Origin of the sequence: Achromobacter marplatensis (assembly GCF_049060505.1) — a bacterium.
Lineage (GTDB): Bacteria > Pseudomonadota > Gammaproteobacteria > Burkholderiales > Burkholderiaceae_B > Achromobacter > Achromobacter marplatensis_A.
Genome location: NZ_JBMGRB010000001.1, coordinates 306,217 through 320,898, shown reverse-complemented (window position 1 = coordinate 320,898; position 14,682 = coordinate 306,217). Strand labels below are relative to the sequence as shown.

13 protein-coding genes are annotated in these 14,682 nt (G+C 65.6%); 9 read left to right on the top strand and 4 right to left on the bottom strand.

Annotated elements, in window-relative coordinates:
- Nucleotides 1-10: 10 nt before the first annotated feature.
- Entirely contained in the window at nt 11-424 is a 414-nt protein-coding gene (locus tag ACI0FO_RS01465) for a RidA family protein (protein ID WP_105555293.1), read from the top strand.
- 45 nt (nt 425-469) lie between these two features.
- Here ACI0FO_RS01465 and lolA read toward each other — a convergent pair whose 3' ends face one another.
- Nucleotides 470-1,093 carry an outer membrane lipoprotein chaperone LolA gene (lolA, locus tag ACI0FO_RS01460; protein ID WP_416024526.1) on the bottom strand — a complete coding sequence of 208 codons (624 nt, stop codon included), beginning with the start codon at nt 1,091-1,093 and terminating at the stop codon, nt 470-472.
- Nucleotides 1,093-3,477 (bottom strand): DNA translocase FtsK, encoded by a 2,385-nt coding sequence (locus ACI0FO_RS01455; protein WP_416023591.1) that lies wholly within the window; start codon nt 3,475-3,477, stop codon nt 1,093-1,095. The genes lolA and ACI0FO_RS01455 overlap by 1 nt, the downstream gene beginning before the upstream one ends.
- 42 nt (nt 3,478-3,519) lie before the next feature.
- On the opposite strand from ACI0FO_RS01455, the gene trxB reads away from it, so the two are divergent.
- The 5 genes from trxB to ACI0FO_RS01430 all read left to right on the top strand — a co-directional run bounded on the left by trxB (nt 3,520) and on the right by ACI0FO_RS01430 (nt 7,293).
- A complete protein-coding gene (gene trxB / locus ACI0FO_RS01450) occupies nt 3,520-4,479 on the top strand; it encodes a thioredoxin-disulfide reductase (RefSeq protein ID WP_105555295.1) in 960 nt (319 codons plus the stop codon).
- Nucleotides 4,466-5,134 (top strand): Smr/MutS family protein, encoded by a 669-nt coding sequence (locus tag ACI0FO_RS01445; protein ID WP_416023589.1) that lies wholly within the window; start codon nt 4,466-4,468, stop codon nt 5,132-5,134. The genes trxB and ACI0FO_RS01445 overlap by 14 nt, the downstream gene beginning before the upstream one ends.
- The gene (locus ACI0FO_RS01440; RefSeq protein WP_416023587.1) at nt 5,131-5,460 is read left to right on the top strand and encodes a DMT family transporter; all 330 of its coding nucleotides are present in this window, start codon (nt 5,131-5,133) and stop codon (nt 5,458-5,460) included. Before ACI0FO_RS01445 ends, ACI0FO_RS01440 begins: the two co-directional genes overlap by 4 nt.
- A gap of 92 nt (nt 5,461-5,552) precedes the next feature.
- Nucleotides 5,553-6,149: a hypothetical protein gene (locus ACI0FO_RS01435; RefSeq protein ID WP_416023586.1), complete on the top strand. Its 597-nt coding sequence runs from the start codon at nt 5,553-5,555 to the stop codon at nt 6,147-6,149.
- A complete protein-coding gene (locus ACI0FO_RS01430; RefSeq protein WP_416023584.1) occupies nt 6,121-7,293 on the top strand; it encodes a hypothetical protein in 1,173 nt (390 codons plus the stop codon). The genes ACI0FO_RS01435 and ACI0FO_RS01430 overlap by 29 nt, the downstream gene beginning before the upstream one ends.
- On the opposite strand, the gene ACI0FO_RS01425 is transcribed toward ACI0FO_RS01430, so the two are convergent.
- Entirely contained in the window at nt 7,290-9,380 is a 2,091-nt protein-coding gene (locus ACI0FO_RS01425; protein ID WP_416023582.1) for a sodium:solute symporter family protein, read from the bottom strand. The two genes, ACI0FO_RS01430 and ACI0FO_RS01425, sit on opposite strands and share 4 nt — an antisense overlap.
- The gene (locus tag ACI0FO_RS01420) at nt 9,380-9,664 is read right to left on the bottom strand and encodes a DUF4212 domain-containing protein (RefSeq protein WP_416023580.1); all 285 of its coding nucleotides are present in this window, start codon (nt 9,662-9,664) and stop codon (nt 9,380-9,382) included. Before ACI0FO_RS01420 ends, ACI0FO_RS01425 begins: the two co-directional genes overlap by 1 nt.
- Nucleotides 9,665-10,581: 917 nt before the next feature.
- Between ACI0FO_RS01420 and kdpF the strand changes: the two genes are divergently transcribed.
- From kdpF to kdpB, 3 genes are read left to right on the top strand one after another with little or no spacing between them, the layout of a single operon-like run.
- On the top strand, nt 10,582-10,671 hold the full coding sequence (gene kdpF / locus ACI0FO_RS01415) for a K(+)-transporting ATPase subunit F (RefSeq protein WP_039882847.1): 90 nt from the start codon (nt 10,582-10,584) through the stop codon (nt 10,669-10,671).
- Nucleotides 10,671-12,467, top strand: coding sequence for a potassium-transporting ATPase subunit KdpA (gene kdpA, locus ACI0FO_RS01410; protein WP_416023578.1), 1,797 nt, complete (start codon nt 10,671-10,673; stop codon nt 12,465-12,467). Before kdpF ends, kdpA begins: the two co-directional genes overlap by 1 nt.
- Nucleotides 12,468-12,494: 27 nt before the next feature.
- Nucleotides 12,495-14,654, top strand: a complete 2,160-nt coding sequence (gene kdpB / locus ACI0FO_RS01405) for a potassium-transporting ATPase subunit KdpB (RefSeq protein WP_416023576.1) — start codon at nt 12,495-12,497, stop codon at nt 14,652-14,654.
- Nucleotides 14,655-14,682 lie beyond the last annotated feature (28 nt).

The window sequence follows — 14,682 nt, the reverse complement described above, 5'->3', positions numbered from 1 at the left end:
GGAGCCATCCATGAGCAATGCCCCCACCCCCGACAAGAACGGCATCACCCGCTACGGCGTCGCCGGCGGCACAGGCCAGGGCGGTTCGCACATGCCGTTCGCGCGCGCCGTCGCCGCCGACGGCTGGCTGCACGTGTCCGGCCAGGTGCCAATGGAAAATGGCGAAGTGATCGAAGGCGGCACCGTCGCACAATGCCACAAGGCCATCCAGCAACTGCTGGCCATCCTGAAGGAAGCCGGTTATGGCCCGGAACACGTGGTGCGCTGCGGCGTGTGGCTGGACGACGCCCGCGACTTCCCGTCGTTCAACAAGGTGTTCAAGGAATACTTCGGCGAAAATCCGCCCGCCCGCGCCTGCGTGCAATCCAGCCTGATGGTGGACGCCAAGGTCGAGATCGATTGCGTGGCGTACAAGCGTCCTTGATGGGGGCTTGCCAAGAAAATGGCCCGGTGATCACCGGGCCATTTTTTACATCTTCACCACATCCACGCCCTTGGGCGCCGTGAACTGGAATTCCTTGTCCGCCAACTTGGGGTTGGGCGCGATCGCCGACAAATCGACGCGGGTCGTCTGGCCGAACGAATCCAGCAATTCCACGCGCACCGGCAGATTGTCTTTCATGCCGATATCCACGCGCGAAAAGCCGGCGTCGGCCGTGCGCGGCTTGGCGCGCAGCCACTCCACGCCGTCCTTGGACGGTAGTGCCGACACGTCGAACGATTGCTCGAGCGAACCGGAACCGAACAGGATGGCGGCGGGCGACGTGCCGATGGCGGCGTCCACTTTGCGCTCGGTGACCTGGGCCAGGTCGGGATCGAACTGGAACACCGTGCGGCCATCGGAAATGACGAGCTGCTCATACGGCTTTTGCACCGCCCACTTGAACTTGCCTGGGCGCTGGAACGAAAACACCCCGGTCTGCGCGGGCTGCGTGCGGCCCTGATTGTTCACCGTGTATTGCGAGAACGAACCGGTGGCCGCCGTGACGGTCGAGACAAAGGCCTTCAGCTGCTCTTGCGCGCTGGCGGCAAACGCCAGGACGGGCGCCAGGCTCAGGGCGGTGGCGATGGCCAGGCGGCGAAACGTCTTCATCATGCTTCCTCTCGGGCGGCAGCAGCGGCGGGGACCAGGATCTCCCGGTTGCCGTTGGATTGCATCGCCGACACCATACCCGATTGCTCCATTTGCTCGAGTAACCGGGCCGCGCGGTTGTAACCAATGCGCAGATGGCGCTGCACCAGCGAGATCGAGGCGCGGCGGTGCTTCAGCACCACTTCGCATGCCTGGTCGTACATCGGGTCGGACTCGGCGTCGCCGCCGATGCCCGTGACGCTGCTGGCGCCTTCGCCGTTGTCGCCTTCAAGCCCGCCTTCCAGCAGGCCTTCGATATAGTTGGGTTCGCCCTGCGCTTTCAGGCTTTCCACCACGCGGTGCACTTCATCGTCGCTGCAGAACGCGCCGTGCACGCGCACCGGCAGGCCGGTGCCCGGCGGCATGTAGAGCATGTCGCCCTGACCCAGCAGGGTTTCGGCGCCCATCTGGTCAAGGATGGTGCGCGAGTCGATCTTGGAAGACACCTGGAACGCGATACGCGTCGGGATGTTGGCCTTGATCAGGCCCGTGATGACGTCCACGCTGGGCCGCTGCGTGGCCAGGATCAGGTGAATACCGGCGGCACGCGCCTTCTGCGCCAGGCGGGCGATCAGTTCTTCGATCTTCTTGCCCACCACCATCATCAAGTCGGCCAATTCGTCGATGACCACCACGATGGTGGGCAGCGGCGACAGCGGCTCGGGCGCATCGGGCGTCAGCGAGAACGGGTTTGGAATAGGTTCTTCGCGCTTGATCGCGTCGCGGATCTTGGTGTTGTAGCCCGCCAGGTTGCGCACCCCCATCTTGCTCATCAGGCGGTAGCGTTTTTCCATTTCGCCCACGCACCAGTTCAGCGCGTTGGCCGCGTGGCGCATGTCGGTGACGACCGGGGCCAGCAAGTGCGGGATGCCCTCGTAGACGCTCATTTCCAGCATCTTCGGGTCGATCAGGATCAGGCGGGTATGGGACGCGTCAGCCTTGTACAGCAAGGACAGGATCATGGCGTTGATCCCCACCGACTTGCCCGAACCGGTGGTGCCCGCCACCAGCAGGTGGGGCATCTTGGCCAGATCGGCCACGACCGGGTTGCCGGCGATGTCCTTGCCCAGCGCCATCGTCACCACCGAATGGCTGGCGTGATAGGTCTGCGAGCCCAGGATTTCAGACAGGCGCACCATCTGGCGGCGCGGGTTGGGCAGTTCGAGGCCCATCAGGTTCTTGCCCGGGATCGTTTCCACCACCCGGATGCTGACCAGGCTGAGGGCGCGCGCCAGGTCCTTGGCCAGGTTCACGATCTGGCTGCCCTTCACACCCGTGGCCGGCTCGATTTCATAGCGCGTGATGACCGGGCCGGCCTGCGCCGCCACCACGGTGACGGACACGCCGAAGTCGGCCAGCTTCTTTTCGATCAGGCGGGAGGTGAATTCGATGGTCTCGGCCGAGACCGTTTCCTGGTTCGCCAGCGGCGGATCCAACAGGCTGATGGCCGGCAGGTCGCCTTCGGTGCCGCCCGAGGGCGCGAAGAACAGCGATTGCTGCTTTTCCTTTTCAACGCGTTCGGACTTGGGCACGACGGTAATCGCGGGTTCGATGCGTACCGGCTGGTCGTGCACCAGCTTTTCCTGCTTGGCCTCGACTTGCTCGGTGCGCACGGCCTTGGCCACCTGGCCGACCTTGCGGTCTTCGCGGGCGGCGTAGGAATTGCGAATGCGGCGCACAAGGCCTTCTATCCAGGACCCCACGCGTTCCGCCACGGCCAGCCACGAGAACGAGAAAAACAGGCTCAGGCCGATGGCCAGCATGACCAGGAAGGCCAGCGTGCTGCCGGTGAAGCCGATGCTGCGGCTGATCAGGTCGGCCAGCGTGTGGCCGATGACGCCACCGGCGCCGCTGGCATTCTCGGACGCGCCAGGCAGATGGGTGCCGCGGCTGGCCAGGCGCAGGGCTTCCATTCCCAATGAGCCCAGCAGCAGCAGAAAGAAGCCGATGCCCTCTTCCCAGTGGACACGGGGCAGCACTTCCGGCTGTTTACTATTAGTTACTTTAAGCTGACTGGCCAGACGGCGATAGCCCGCCCGCACCCGGTGCAGCAGCAAGACGACCCACCACCAAGCCGAAAAGCCGAAGAGATAGAGCAGGATGTCCGCCAGATAGGCGCCCAGCCGTCCCCCGTGGTTGCGCACGACGTCGCCGGGCACGGAGTGCGACCAGCCAGGGTCGGACGCGCTCCAGGTGGCCAGCACCAGGGTGAGCCAGGCCGCCAGGGCGGCAAATAGGATCCAGCGGGCCTCGCGCAGCAACGCGGAAATACGCGTTTGTAGCGGCGAGGGCCCGTTGCGGGTGTTGCGCGAGGCGCGCGGAGAAGCAGTCGAGATACGCGGCATGCGGCTCATTATAATTGGGCGTTAACCTAAAGATACCCGCCCATGTCCACGCCCACGCACGCTAAAGTTTTGATACTCGGTTCCGGCCCTGCCGGTTACACGGCGGCCGTCTATGCGGCACGCGCCAATCTGAGCCCTGTTCTTGTTACAGGTCTGGCCCAAGGCGGCCAGCTCATGACCACCACGGATGTCGACAATTGGCCGGCCGACGCGGATGGCGTGCAGGGTCCGGACCTGATGCAGCGCTTCCAGAAGCACGCCGAACGCTTCAACACCGAGATGCTGTTCGACCACATCGCAAAGGTCGACTTGTCCAAGCGGCCGTTCACGCTGACGGGCGACACCGGCAAGATCTACACCTGCGACGCCCTTATCATCGCCACCGGTGCTTCCGCCAAGTACCTGGGCCTGCCGTCCGAGCAGTCGTTCATGGGCCGCGGCGTGTCCGGCTGCGCCACGTGCGACGGCTTCTTCTACCGCAACCAGGACGTGGTCGTGGTCGGTGGCGGCAACACCGCCGTCGAAGAAGCCCTGTACCTGTCGAACATCTGCCGCAAGGTCACCCTGATCCACCGCCGCGACAAATTCCGCGCCGAACCGATCCTGGTCGACAAGATGATGGCCAAGGTCGAGAACGGCAACATGGCGCTGAAGACGTTCCACACGCTTGAAGAAGTGCTGGGCGACGACAGCGGTGTAACCGGTGTGCGCGTTCGCCACGTGGACACTGGTGTCACCGAAGACATGGCCGTCACCGGCGCCTTCATCGCCATCGGCCACCAGCCGAACACGGAAATCTTCCAGGGCCAGCTGGAAATGAAGGACGGCTACATCGTCACCAAGAGCGGCCTGTCCGGCATGGCCACGATGACTTCCGTCCCGGGCGTGTTCGCCGCGGGCGACGTACAGGACCACGTCTATCGCCAAGCCATCACCAGCGCCGGCACGGGCTGCATGGCCGCCCTGGACGCTCAACGGTGGTTGGAGAATGCGGGGCAGTAAGGTCGGCCTGGCCGACCTGAAACGCCTGAAGAAAGACTTGCAGGCCGAGCGCGAACGCGATGCGCTGGCCAAGCGGGTCGCGGTGCTGAAGAAGCCGGAAAGCCCCCCCATGGATGACATGGCCGCTTTCCGGCGCACGATGAAGTCCGTCACGCCGATCAAGGCGGACGCCCGGGTCGAGCACAAGCCCGTGGCGGAACCCGCCCCGGCGCTGCGCCGCGCCAACGCGCTGGGCGAAGCCCCGTCCCGCGCGGACGCCGGCGTGTCCGACGGCGGCGAAATCACGCACCTGTTGTCCGAGGGCGGCACCGCCTTCGTGCGCAGCGACGCCGCGCCCGACACGGCCCGCAACCTGCGGCGCGGCCAATGGCGCGCGGGCGCGGAACTGGATCTGCATGGGCTGCGCGTCGAGCAGGCCCGCCACGCGTTGCTGTCTTTCCTGGACGAATGCCAGGAACACGGCATCCGCTGCGTTCGCGTCGTGCATGGCAAGGGCTATGGTTCGCAAGGGCTGGAGCCGGTGCTGAAAGACAAGGCGCGCACCTGGCTGGTGCAAAAGAATGAAGTCCTGGCGTTTTCAGAAGCGCCCGAGCGCGAAGGCGGCGCGGGCGCGCTGCTGGTGCTGTTGCGGCAGTCTGAAGGAATGCGCAAATGAAATGGCTCTACCTGGGCGTGGCGATCATCGCCGAGATCTTCGCCACCAGCGCCCTCAAGGGTTCTGAAGGCTTCACCCGCCTGGTGCCGTCGCTGATCACGGTGACGGGCTACCTGATCTCGTTCTATTTCCTGTCGCTGACGCTGCGCGAGATCCCGGTGGGCATCGCCTACGCCATCTGGTCCGGTGTGGGCATCGTGCTGATATCGATCGTGGGCACCGTGCTGTTCAAGCAACATCTGGACACGCCCGCGCTGATCGGCATTGGCCTCATCATCGCCGGCGTGGTGGTGATGAACGTGTTCTCCAAATCCGTTTCGCATTGAACCGCCGCGCCCAACCGCCGGCCGTGTCTTGGGTCTGCCGCTGGCTGGCGGCCAGGTGGTGCGCGGCTAGGTGGTGCGCGGTCTGGGTTTGCGTGGCCTGGCTGGGTGTGGGCGGCCTGGGCTTGCTGCCGGCCGGCAATGCCTGGGCGGACGGGTTCGACCGCGCCGCGGAACTTGTGCGCTACCGCGCCTGGCTGACGGATTTCAAACAGGACCTGGACCGCTTTTCCGCGTCGCCACGCGCGCTGTCCGGCGCCGAGCTGGACGCGATGTTCGCCCGCACCGTGGTGCCCGGTTCACGCGGGGCCGCGTTCATCCGCCAAAGCTTCGCCCAGCGCGGCAGCGACGGCGCCTATTTGCCGCAGACCGGCCCGCGCACCGTGTTCCTGGGCGTGCTGGACAGCGGCATCCCCGCCGGCCAGGGCGGCCTGTATCCGGAATCCGACCCGGCGCTGAAGGTGGCGGATCTGACCGTCTGGTACCTGCATGTGGACGTAGGCGACATGACCAATACCTACCTGCTGTCGGACAAACACTTCACCCCGTACCGGCTGCCGCCCCCAGGTAAGCTGGAACGCAACGCCTACCCGTTCCTGCTGATGGATACCCGCGACGGCGCGCTGCGCCTGGGCGGCGTCAGCAGCGAACTGTGGGGCCTGATTGTCTACCTGCACAATGCCGCACGCTGAATCCGCCCTGCGCCTGCTTGCGCTGACGGCCCTGTCGATAGCGCCCGGGCTGGCCAACGCCCTGTGCGAACCGCTGGCGGCATCGGCGCAGCGCCAGACCCTGGTGGCGGACATCTCGCTGGACAGCACCAATACCTTGCTGGCGCTGGACGGTTCGCGCATTCCTTCCTGGCAAGCCGCCGTCACCGTGGAAACCGGCGCGCGGGCCACGCCTGTCGTCTGGGCCGAACGCGTCGACTGGTCGGTGTATGCGGCCGCGCCGGATGCACGCATCGGCGTCGCGATGCTGCGGTTCGAGACCGGCGCCAACGGCCGCCGGCATCTGTGTGGCATCGCACGCTACAGCGCCAGCGCCGTGGATGCGGCACGGGAAGCCGGCAAAGCCGACCTGCCGCGCCCAGATACCGAAACCCGCTACTACTATGGCAAGGACGGCCGGCTGACGGGTTATGAAGAGCGCGCCCGCGCCGCCGACGGCCGTCCAAACCCGCCGGCACGCTACTGCCTGCGCTATGACGAACACGGCTGGCTGGCCGAGCTGGGCGCCAACGATTGCGCAGCGCCTTCCCAGCCAATCACGCGCTATGTGCATGACGCGGCTGGCCGGCTGCAGCGCGTCATCACCTATCAGGACGCCTCCCGCGAGGCGTCCCAGGTCGACACGTATGATGGCCAGGGCCGCCGGGCGCAGCGCTATGCCCGTCAAAAAATGGGCTGGGCAGACGGTGTGCAAACCTTGGGGCTGCCCTATCGCGAGGTCCCAAGCGAATACGCCGTGCTGGTGTTGCCCGGCCCCGCGTGGCAACCGCCCGCGCTGGATTCCTACCACTATGACTGGGCCATCGTGCGGCCCCGGTCCGACAACGGCGATCACGACGTCTATGCCGCCAAGCGCGATCCCGCTCAGGTGCTGGCTAAAGGCAACAACGGCAACAGCGGCAACAACGGCAACGGCAGCCAATTCGCCTTGACGGCTGCGCAGAAGCAGCGCATCTGGGACGCCGCCGGCCAGACGCCGGGTGGCGTGCAGTGGCTATGGGCACCCGGCCAGATCTTTACCTTGCTGCAAGCCCTGCCGCGCGCGGCGTGGGCGGCCTGCACCGACCCCGCAAACCGCACGGCCAACGCCTGCGGAACGCCTTAGGCGTTTTCGGCTGGCGGCCGGGGAGCCGCCGGGTGGCGCAGATAATCCACCAGCGCCAGCGTCGCCCGGTCGGGCGGCGGCGTCAGCAACGACACCACGATGATGGTCAGGAAGGCGACGGGCGCCCCGAATATGCCGGCCGCGATCGGCTGGATCCCCCACCACAGGTCTACCGGCTGCGTGCGCGAAATGCCCAGTACCCATTCGCGTAGCCACGGATGCGTGTGCGTCATGTAAGCGAAGGTCGCCGCAAGGCCCGCGGCCATGCCCAGGGTGGCACCCCATTTGTTGGCGCGCCGCCAGAACACCCCCATCACCAGCGCAGGAAAGAAGGACGAGGCGGCGAACGAGAACGCGGCGGACACCATGAAAAGGATGTCCGCGGGCTTGCGCGCGGCCACCCAGGCCGCGCCGAACGCCACCACCAACAGCAGGATTTTCGACACCATCACCCGGCGCGCGGCCGACATGCGCGGCGACACCATCCGGTACCACATGTCGTGCGACAGCGAATTGGACAAGGTCAGCAGCAGGCCGTCGGCAGTGGACAGCGCGGCCGCCAGCCCCCCCGCCGCGACCAGCCCTGAAATCACATAGGGCAGCCCGCCGATCTCGGGCATGGCAAGCACAACCACATCGGCGCCCATGCTGATCTCGCTTAACTGCACAACCCCGTCGCGGTTGATATCGGTGACGTCAAGCAGATTGGCGTCCACCGCGCTCCAGGCATGCACCCAGTTGGGCAGGCTCAGGAAATTCGAGCCGACCACCTGCGTATAGACCTCGTACTTGACCAGCAAGGCCAGCGCAGGCGCCATGAAATACAGCAGCAGGATGAACAGCAGCGACCAGCACACCGATTTGCGCGCCTCGATCACCGAGGGCGTGGTGTATGAGCGCATCAGGATATGCGGCATCCCCGCCGTCCCCAGCATCAGGCAAAGCACCAGCGCCAGGAAATTGATGCGCATGTTGCGCCGCTCTTCCGGATCTTTGGCGGGGAATGGCTCGGCGTGCGGCGTGGGCGGGGCCGCCCGCGCCTCGAACGTCGCGCGGGCTTGCGACCAGACCACGCGCGCATCCTCGACGCTGGCCGGATAGGCCGCCAGTTCCCGCTCGGCCGAACGGATCTCGACCATGGGCGCGTCGCCGGCGTTCAATTGGGCCAGGCGGCTGCGCAGCTTGTCCTTCTCCAGCGTCCAGGATTCCGGCAGGGCCTGCACGCGCTGCGCCATCTGGTCGGCGTGCTGCTGCCAGAGCCGGCGCACTTCGATTTCGGAAGGGTCGTTCTGCAGGTAGATCTCTTTCTCGGTCACCTGCTGCAGCACCACGCCAGCCGACAACTGCGGCACCGGCATATTGGTGTGCTTGATGGACAGCCACACCACCGGCACCAGATAAGCGATGACCAGGATGATGTACTGGCCGACCTGCGTCCAGGTCACGGCGCGCATGCCCCCCAGGAACGAACAGACCAGCATGCCGCCCAGCGCCACGAAGATGCCGAGCTCAAACGAAATGCCGGTCATGCGCGTAGTGATGATGCCCACGCCGTAAATCTGGGCCACCAGATAAGTGAATGAGCACAGGATGGCGCAGGCCACGCCCGCCAGCCTGGGCATGTTGCCGCCATAGCGCGCGCCCATGAAGTCGGGGATGGTGTACTGCCCGAAGCGCCGCAGGTATGGGGCCAGCAGCATCGCCACCAGCACGTAACCGCCTGTCCAGCCCATGATGTAGGCCAGCCCGCCGTAACCGGTCAGGTACAGCGTGCCCGCGACGCCGATGAAGGACGCCACCGACATCCAGTCGGCGGCGGTGGCCATGCCGTTGTAGATGGCGGGCACGCGCCGTCCGGCCACGTAGTATTCGACCTGGTCCGAGGTCCGGCATACGATGCCGATGCCGGCGTACAGGCTGACCGTGACCAGCAGAAAGACATAGCCGATCCAGTTGCGCGGCATCCCCAGGATCTCGGCCAGCGCCATCAAGAGGATCATCAGCGCGAAGCCGGCGGTGTACAGCACGTAGATGCGGCGCAGGCGGATCCGGAATTGCTGGGGAGTGTCTCCCGTGAAAAACGGCATCAGCGATCTCCGCCTGCGGCGTCTGCCTCGGCCCGCTCGTCGGCCCGGTTCATGACGCGAGCATATACGCCGATGATGATCAGGTAGGCCAGCGGCGCGCCGTAGGCTGCCATCCAGAAGGCGAACGGCCACCCGATGAAATCGAAGGTCAGGCCGCGGGCGAAAAAGGCGGGAACAAACGTCAGCGCTGCCCAAACGGCAAGCAGCAACAGGATCAGCCGCAAGTTGCGGCGCCAATAGGGAATGGAAACGGGCTTGGAGGTAAGAGCGCGGGGTTCGGGCATAGCTAGGATGTAGAGACCCTACCTGGATAGCGCGAAACGCTGCGTCTGAAAAGCCCTTGCGGATGAAATCCAGGCTTTTTATGCGACAACGGCTGGCACTGCCTGGTGCCAGCCGTTGTGCGTTTTGCTTTTTTTGAGTACTGCTTTACTTTTTTTATGTACCGGTGCCGCCGGTATTTGCCCATGCAGGGCTTTGTCTCCTCACCTGCATGGGAAGAGATTCTGCACCAAGTGCGGGAATGCCACACTAGGGGAATGCCCTAAGACGGAGCATTCATTTACATATTCCGTGCACCACAGCAGTGCAATTTGACGGCAAAGTTCTAAATATTGGGATTTTTTGGCCAAAAAGCCCGAATTGAGCCAAATTCAGAAATCCGTCCCATCCCAAAATATGACGACCGCCACCGCACCATGCCCGGAATCGGGCGCGGCCCAAAATCGGGCCGGCCCTTCGCGCCCCAGATGCAAACCTGCGTATAAGAAGAAAGGAAAGGCGCCTGCGAAACCATAAGCCAGCCTTCAAAAGCACCCGCAGCCTCAAGAAGAACGCCCCCAGACCCCAGAAAAATAGCAGCGCCGCCGCCGGGCCGCCCCAAGGCGGCGCAGCCCCCTCGGGGGGCAGCAAGCTCGCAAAGCGAGCGCAGCGTGGGGGCTCTTTATTTTTTGTTTACACCCCCCCTCCCAACCTATATCCCGTTTTTACCCCCTGCTCCGTAACCTGCCGGTGTCCTGATTGGTCACCTGGCCTGCCCGGCGCGCATCCGCTTTTGCCGCGCAGGCCCGTCGTTCGAAGGGAGCCGCGCTCCCGGGAGGAAAAACGTGGATGCCATCTATATCGCCGTCTTCGCCGTCATGGCCGGGCTGATTGCCGCCCTGCTGCGGTTCTGCGAAGCCCTGTCTACGGGAGAGCCGTCATGAACTGGCTCTATTGGATCAGCGGCCTGACCGCCGCGCTGCTGTTTGTGTATCTGCTGGTCGCCCTGTTCAAACCGGAGAAATTCTGATGACCGCCGAATTCGTCGGATTGCTGGTCCTGTACCTGGCGGTCCTGCTTGCGATCGCGCCCCTGCTCGGGCGCTACATCCGCATCGCCATGGAAAACGGGCAATCCCGGCTGACCGCCTGGGGCCGCCCGTTCGAGCGCGGCATCTACCGGCTGGCGGGCATCGACCCGCAAGCCGAGATGGGCTGGAAGCGCTACACCGTGGCCGTGCTGGCCTTCAACATCATCGGGATCGTGGTGGTTTACGGCCTGCAGCGAGTCCAGGGCATGCTGCCGCTGAACCCGGCTGGGATGGGCGCCGTAACGCCGGACTCTGCCCTGAACACCGCCATCAGCTTTGTCAGCAATACAAACTGGCAAGGCTACGGCGGCGAAGCCACGATGAGCTACCTGACGCAGATGCTGGCGCTGACGGTACAAAACTTCTTTTCGGCCGCCACCGGCATCGCCGTGCTGTTCGCGCTGATCCGCGGCTTGGCGCGTCACTGTTCCGCCACCGTCGGCAATTTCTGGACCGACATCGTCCGCTGCACGCTGTATGTGCTGCTGCCGCTGTCCTTCGTGCTGGCGCTGGCGCTGGTCAGCCAGGGCGTGATTCAGAACTTCAGCCCGTACCAAGACGTGCAGACTGTTGAAGCCCTGCACTATGACCAGCCGCGCGTGGACGGCCAGGGCCAGCCGGTGCTGGATGCCAAGGGCCAGCCCGTGACCGCCCCCGCCGTCACGTCGACGCAAACGCTGGCGATGGGCCCGGTGGCCTCGCAAGAAGCCATCAAGCTGCTGGGCACCAATGGCGGCGGCTTCTTCAACGCCAACTCGGCGCATCCGTTCGAGAACGCGACGCCGCTGGCGAACTTCCTGGAGATGCTGGCCATCCTGATGATTCCCGCCGCGCTGTGCTTCGCCTTCGGCGAGATGGTGGGCAGCCGGCGCCAGGGCATCGCGATCCTGGCGGCGATGACCGTGCTGTTCGCGGCCTTCGCGCTGGGCACCGCCTACTTTGAACAGCAGCCCAATCCCATGGCGGCGCAGGCCGGTGCCGACAGCGCCATGACCGCGTTCTCGCCGGGCGGCAACATGGAAGGCAAGGAAACGCGCTTCGGTATCGCCGCCACGTCGCTCTTTGCCGTCATCACCACGGCCGCGTCCTGCGGCGCGGTCAACGGCATGCATGATTCCCTGACCGCCATGGGCGGACTATCGCCGATGCTGCAGATGCAGCTGGGCGAAGTCGTCTACGGCGGCGTGGGGTCCGGCCTGTACGGCATGCTGGCCTTCGCCATCCTCGCCGTCTTCATTGCCGGCCTGATGATCGGCCGCACCCCGGAATACCTGGGCAAGAAGATCGAGGCATACGACATGAAGATGGTGTCCATCGTCATCCTGGCCACGCCGCTGCTGGTGCTGGGCGGCACCGCGCTGGCCGTCTCCGTGTCGGCCGGCCAGGCCGGCGTGCTGAACCCCGGCATCCACGGCTTCTCGGAAATCCTCTACGCGCTGTCCTCGGCCGCCAACAATAACGGCAGTGCGTTCGCCGGGCTGTCCGCCAACACGCCCTTCTACAACGTATTGCTGGGCATCGCCATGTGGTTCGGCCGGTTCGCCGTGATCGTCGCCGTGATGGCGATGGCCGGGTCGCTGGCGGCCAAACGCCGGCTGCCCGCCGGCCCCGGCAGCATGCCCACGACCGGCCCCCTCTTCGTGGTGCTGCTGATCGGCGCCGTGCTGCTGGTGGGCGCGTTGACCTATGTGCCCGCGCTGGCCCTGGGCCCCGTCGCCGAACACCTGCAACCTTGAATGCAACACAACAGGCTAGGAAAGAAAATGGCCAAGATTGAAATGCCAACAACCAGCGCCGGCGGCGGTGCCGCCCGTGCGCCCGACGCGGCCTCGCAAGACCGTCCTTTCGGCATGTGGTCGCGCTCGCTGGTCGGGCCCGCCGTGCTGGACAGCCTGCGCAAGCTCTCGCCCGCCGCGCAGTTGAAGAACCCCGTGATGTTCGTGGTCTACGTGGGCAGCATCCTGACGACGCTGCTGTGGGTCATGGCCTTGCGCGGCCAGGCCGAAGCCCCTGCGGGCTTCATCCTGGCCATCTCCGTATGGCTGTGGTTCACGGTGCTGTTCGCCAACTTCGCCGAAGCCTTGGCGGAAGGCCGCGGCAAGCAGCAGGCGGCGACGTTGCGCGGCCTGCGCACCACCATCAACGCCCGCCTGCTGAAGCACTTCGGCGAGGCGGACATCCGCGACGCGCAGCCTGGGCAATGGCGCGATCAAGCCGTCAGCCAGCCCTCGGGCCTGCTGCGCCGCGACGACGTGGTGCTGGTCGAAGCGGGCGAGACCATCCCGGGCGACGGCCAGGTAATCGCAGGCGTCGCTTCGGTGGACGAAAGCGCCATCACCGGTGAATCGGCGCCCGTCATCCGCGAATCCGGCGGCGACTTCTCTTCGGTCACGGGCGGCACGCGCGTCCTGTCCGACTGGATCTTCGTGCGCATCGCGGCCGATCCCGGCGAGAGCTTCCTGGACCGCATGATCGCCATGGTCGAAGGCGCCAAGCGCCAGAAGACGCCGAACGAACTGGCGCTGACCATCTTGCTGGTCGGCCTGACCGTTGTGTTCCTGCTGGTGGTCGTGACCCTGATGCCGTTCTCGATCTACGCGGTCAACGCAGCTGGCGGCGGTTCGGCGGTCACGGTGACCGTGCTGGTGGCGCTGCTGGTGTGCCTGATCCCGACCACCATCGGCGGCCTGCTCTCGGCCATCGGCGTGGCGGGCATGAGCCGCATGATGAGCGCCAACGTCATCGCCACGTCTGGCCGCGCGGTGGAAGCCGCGGGCGACGTCGACGTGCTGCTGCTGGACAAGACCGGCACCATCACGTTCGGCAACCGCCAGGCCTCTACCTTCCTGCCCGCGCCGGGCGTGTCGCCGCGCGAACTGGCCGACGCCGCCCGCCTGGCCTCGCTGGCCGACGAAACGCCGGAAGGCCGCAGCATCGTGGCGTTGGCCGACAAGACCCTCCATGCGCCGGCACCCGCCATGGCCGACGCGGAATTCGTGCCCTTCACGGCGCAGTCCCGCATGAGCGGCGTGAACCTGGGCGACCGCATGATCCGCAAGGGCGCGGTCGACGCCATCCAGGCCTGGCTGGCCGCCCAAGCGGCCACCGTGCCCGAGCAAGTCCTGCGCCTGGCCGAAGACGTGGCCCGCCGCGGCAGCACGCCGCTGATGGTCAGCGACGGCAATCGGGCGCTGGGCGTGGTGGAACTGAAAGACATCGTCAAGCCCGGCATTCAGTCGCGCTTCGCCGAGTTGCGCCGCATGGGCATCAAGACCGTGATGATCACGGGCGACAACAAGTTGACGGCGGCCTCCATCGCCGCCGAAGCCGGCGTGGACGACTTCCTGGCGGAAGCCACGCCCGAGGCCAAGCTGAAGCTGATCCGCGCCTATCAGGCCGAAGGCCGGCTGGTGGCGATGACCGGCGACGGCACCAACGACGCCCCAGCGCTGGCGCAGGCCGATGTAGCAGTCGCGATGAATTCGGGCACCCAGGCCGCGAAAGAGGCCGGCAACATGGTGGACCTGGATTCCAACCCCACCAAGCTGATCGAGATCGTCGAAATCGGCAAGCAGATGCTGATGACCCGCGGCGCGCTGACCACCTTCAGCGTGGCCAACGACGTCGCCAAGTACTTCGCCATCATCCCCGCCGCGTTCGCAACGGTCTACCCGCAGCTTAACGTGCTGAACGTCATGGACCTGGCCACGCCGGCCTCGGCCATCCTGTCGGCCGTGATCTTCAACGCACTGATCATCGTCGTGCTGATCCCGCTGGCGCTCAAGGGCGTGCGCTACCGGCCGCTGGGCGCTTCCGTGCTGTTGCGCCGCAACCTGCTCGTCTACGGCCTGGGCGGCCTGCTGGTGCCATTCGTGGGCATCAAGCTGGTCGACATGGTGCTGGCCGCGCTGGGCTGGGCATAGGGCCGGGCGCAAGCCCGACCCTATGCCT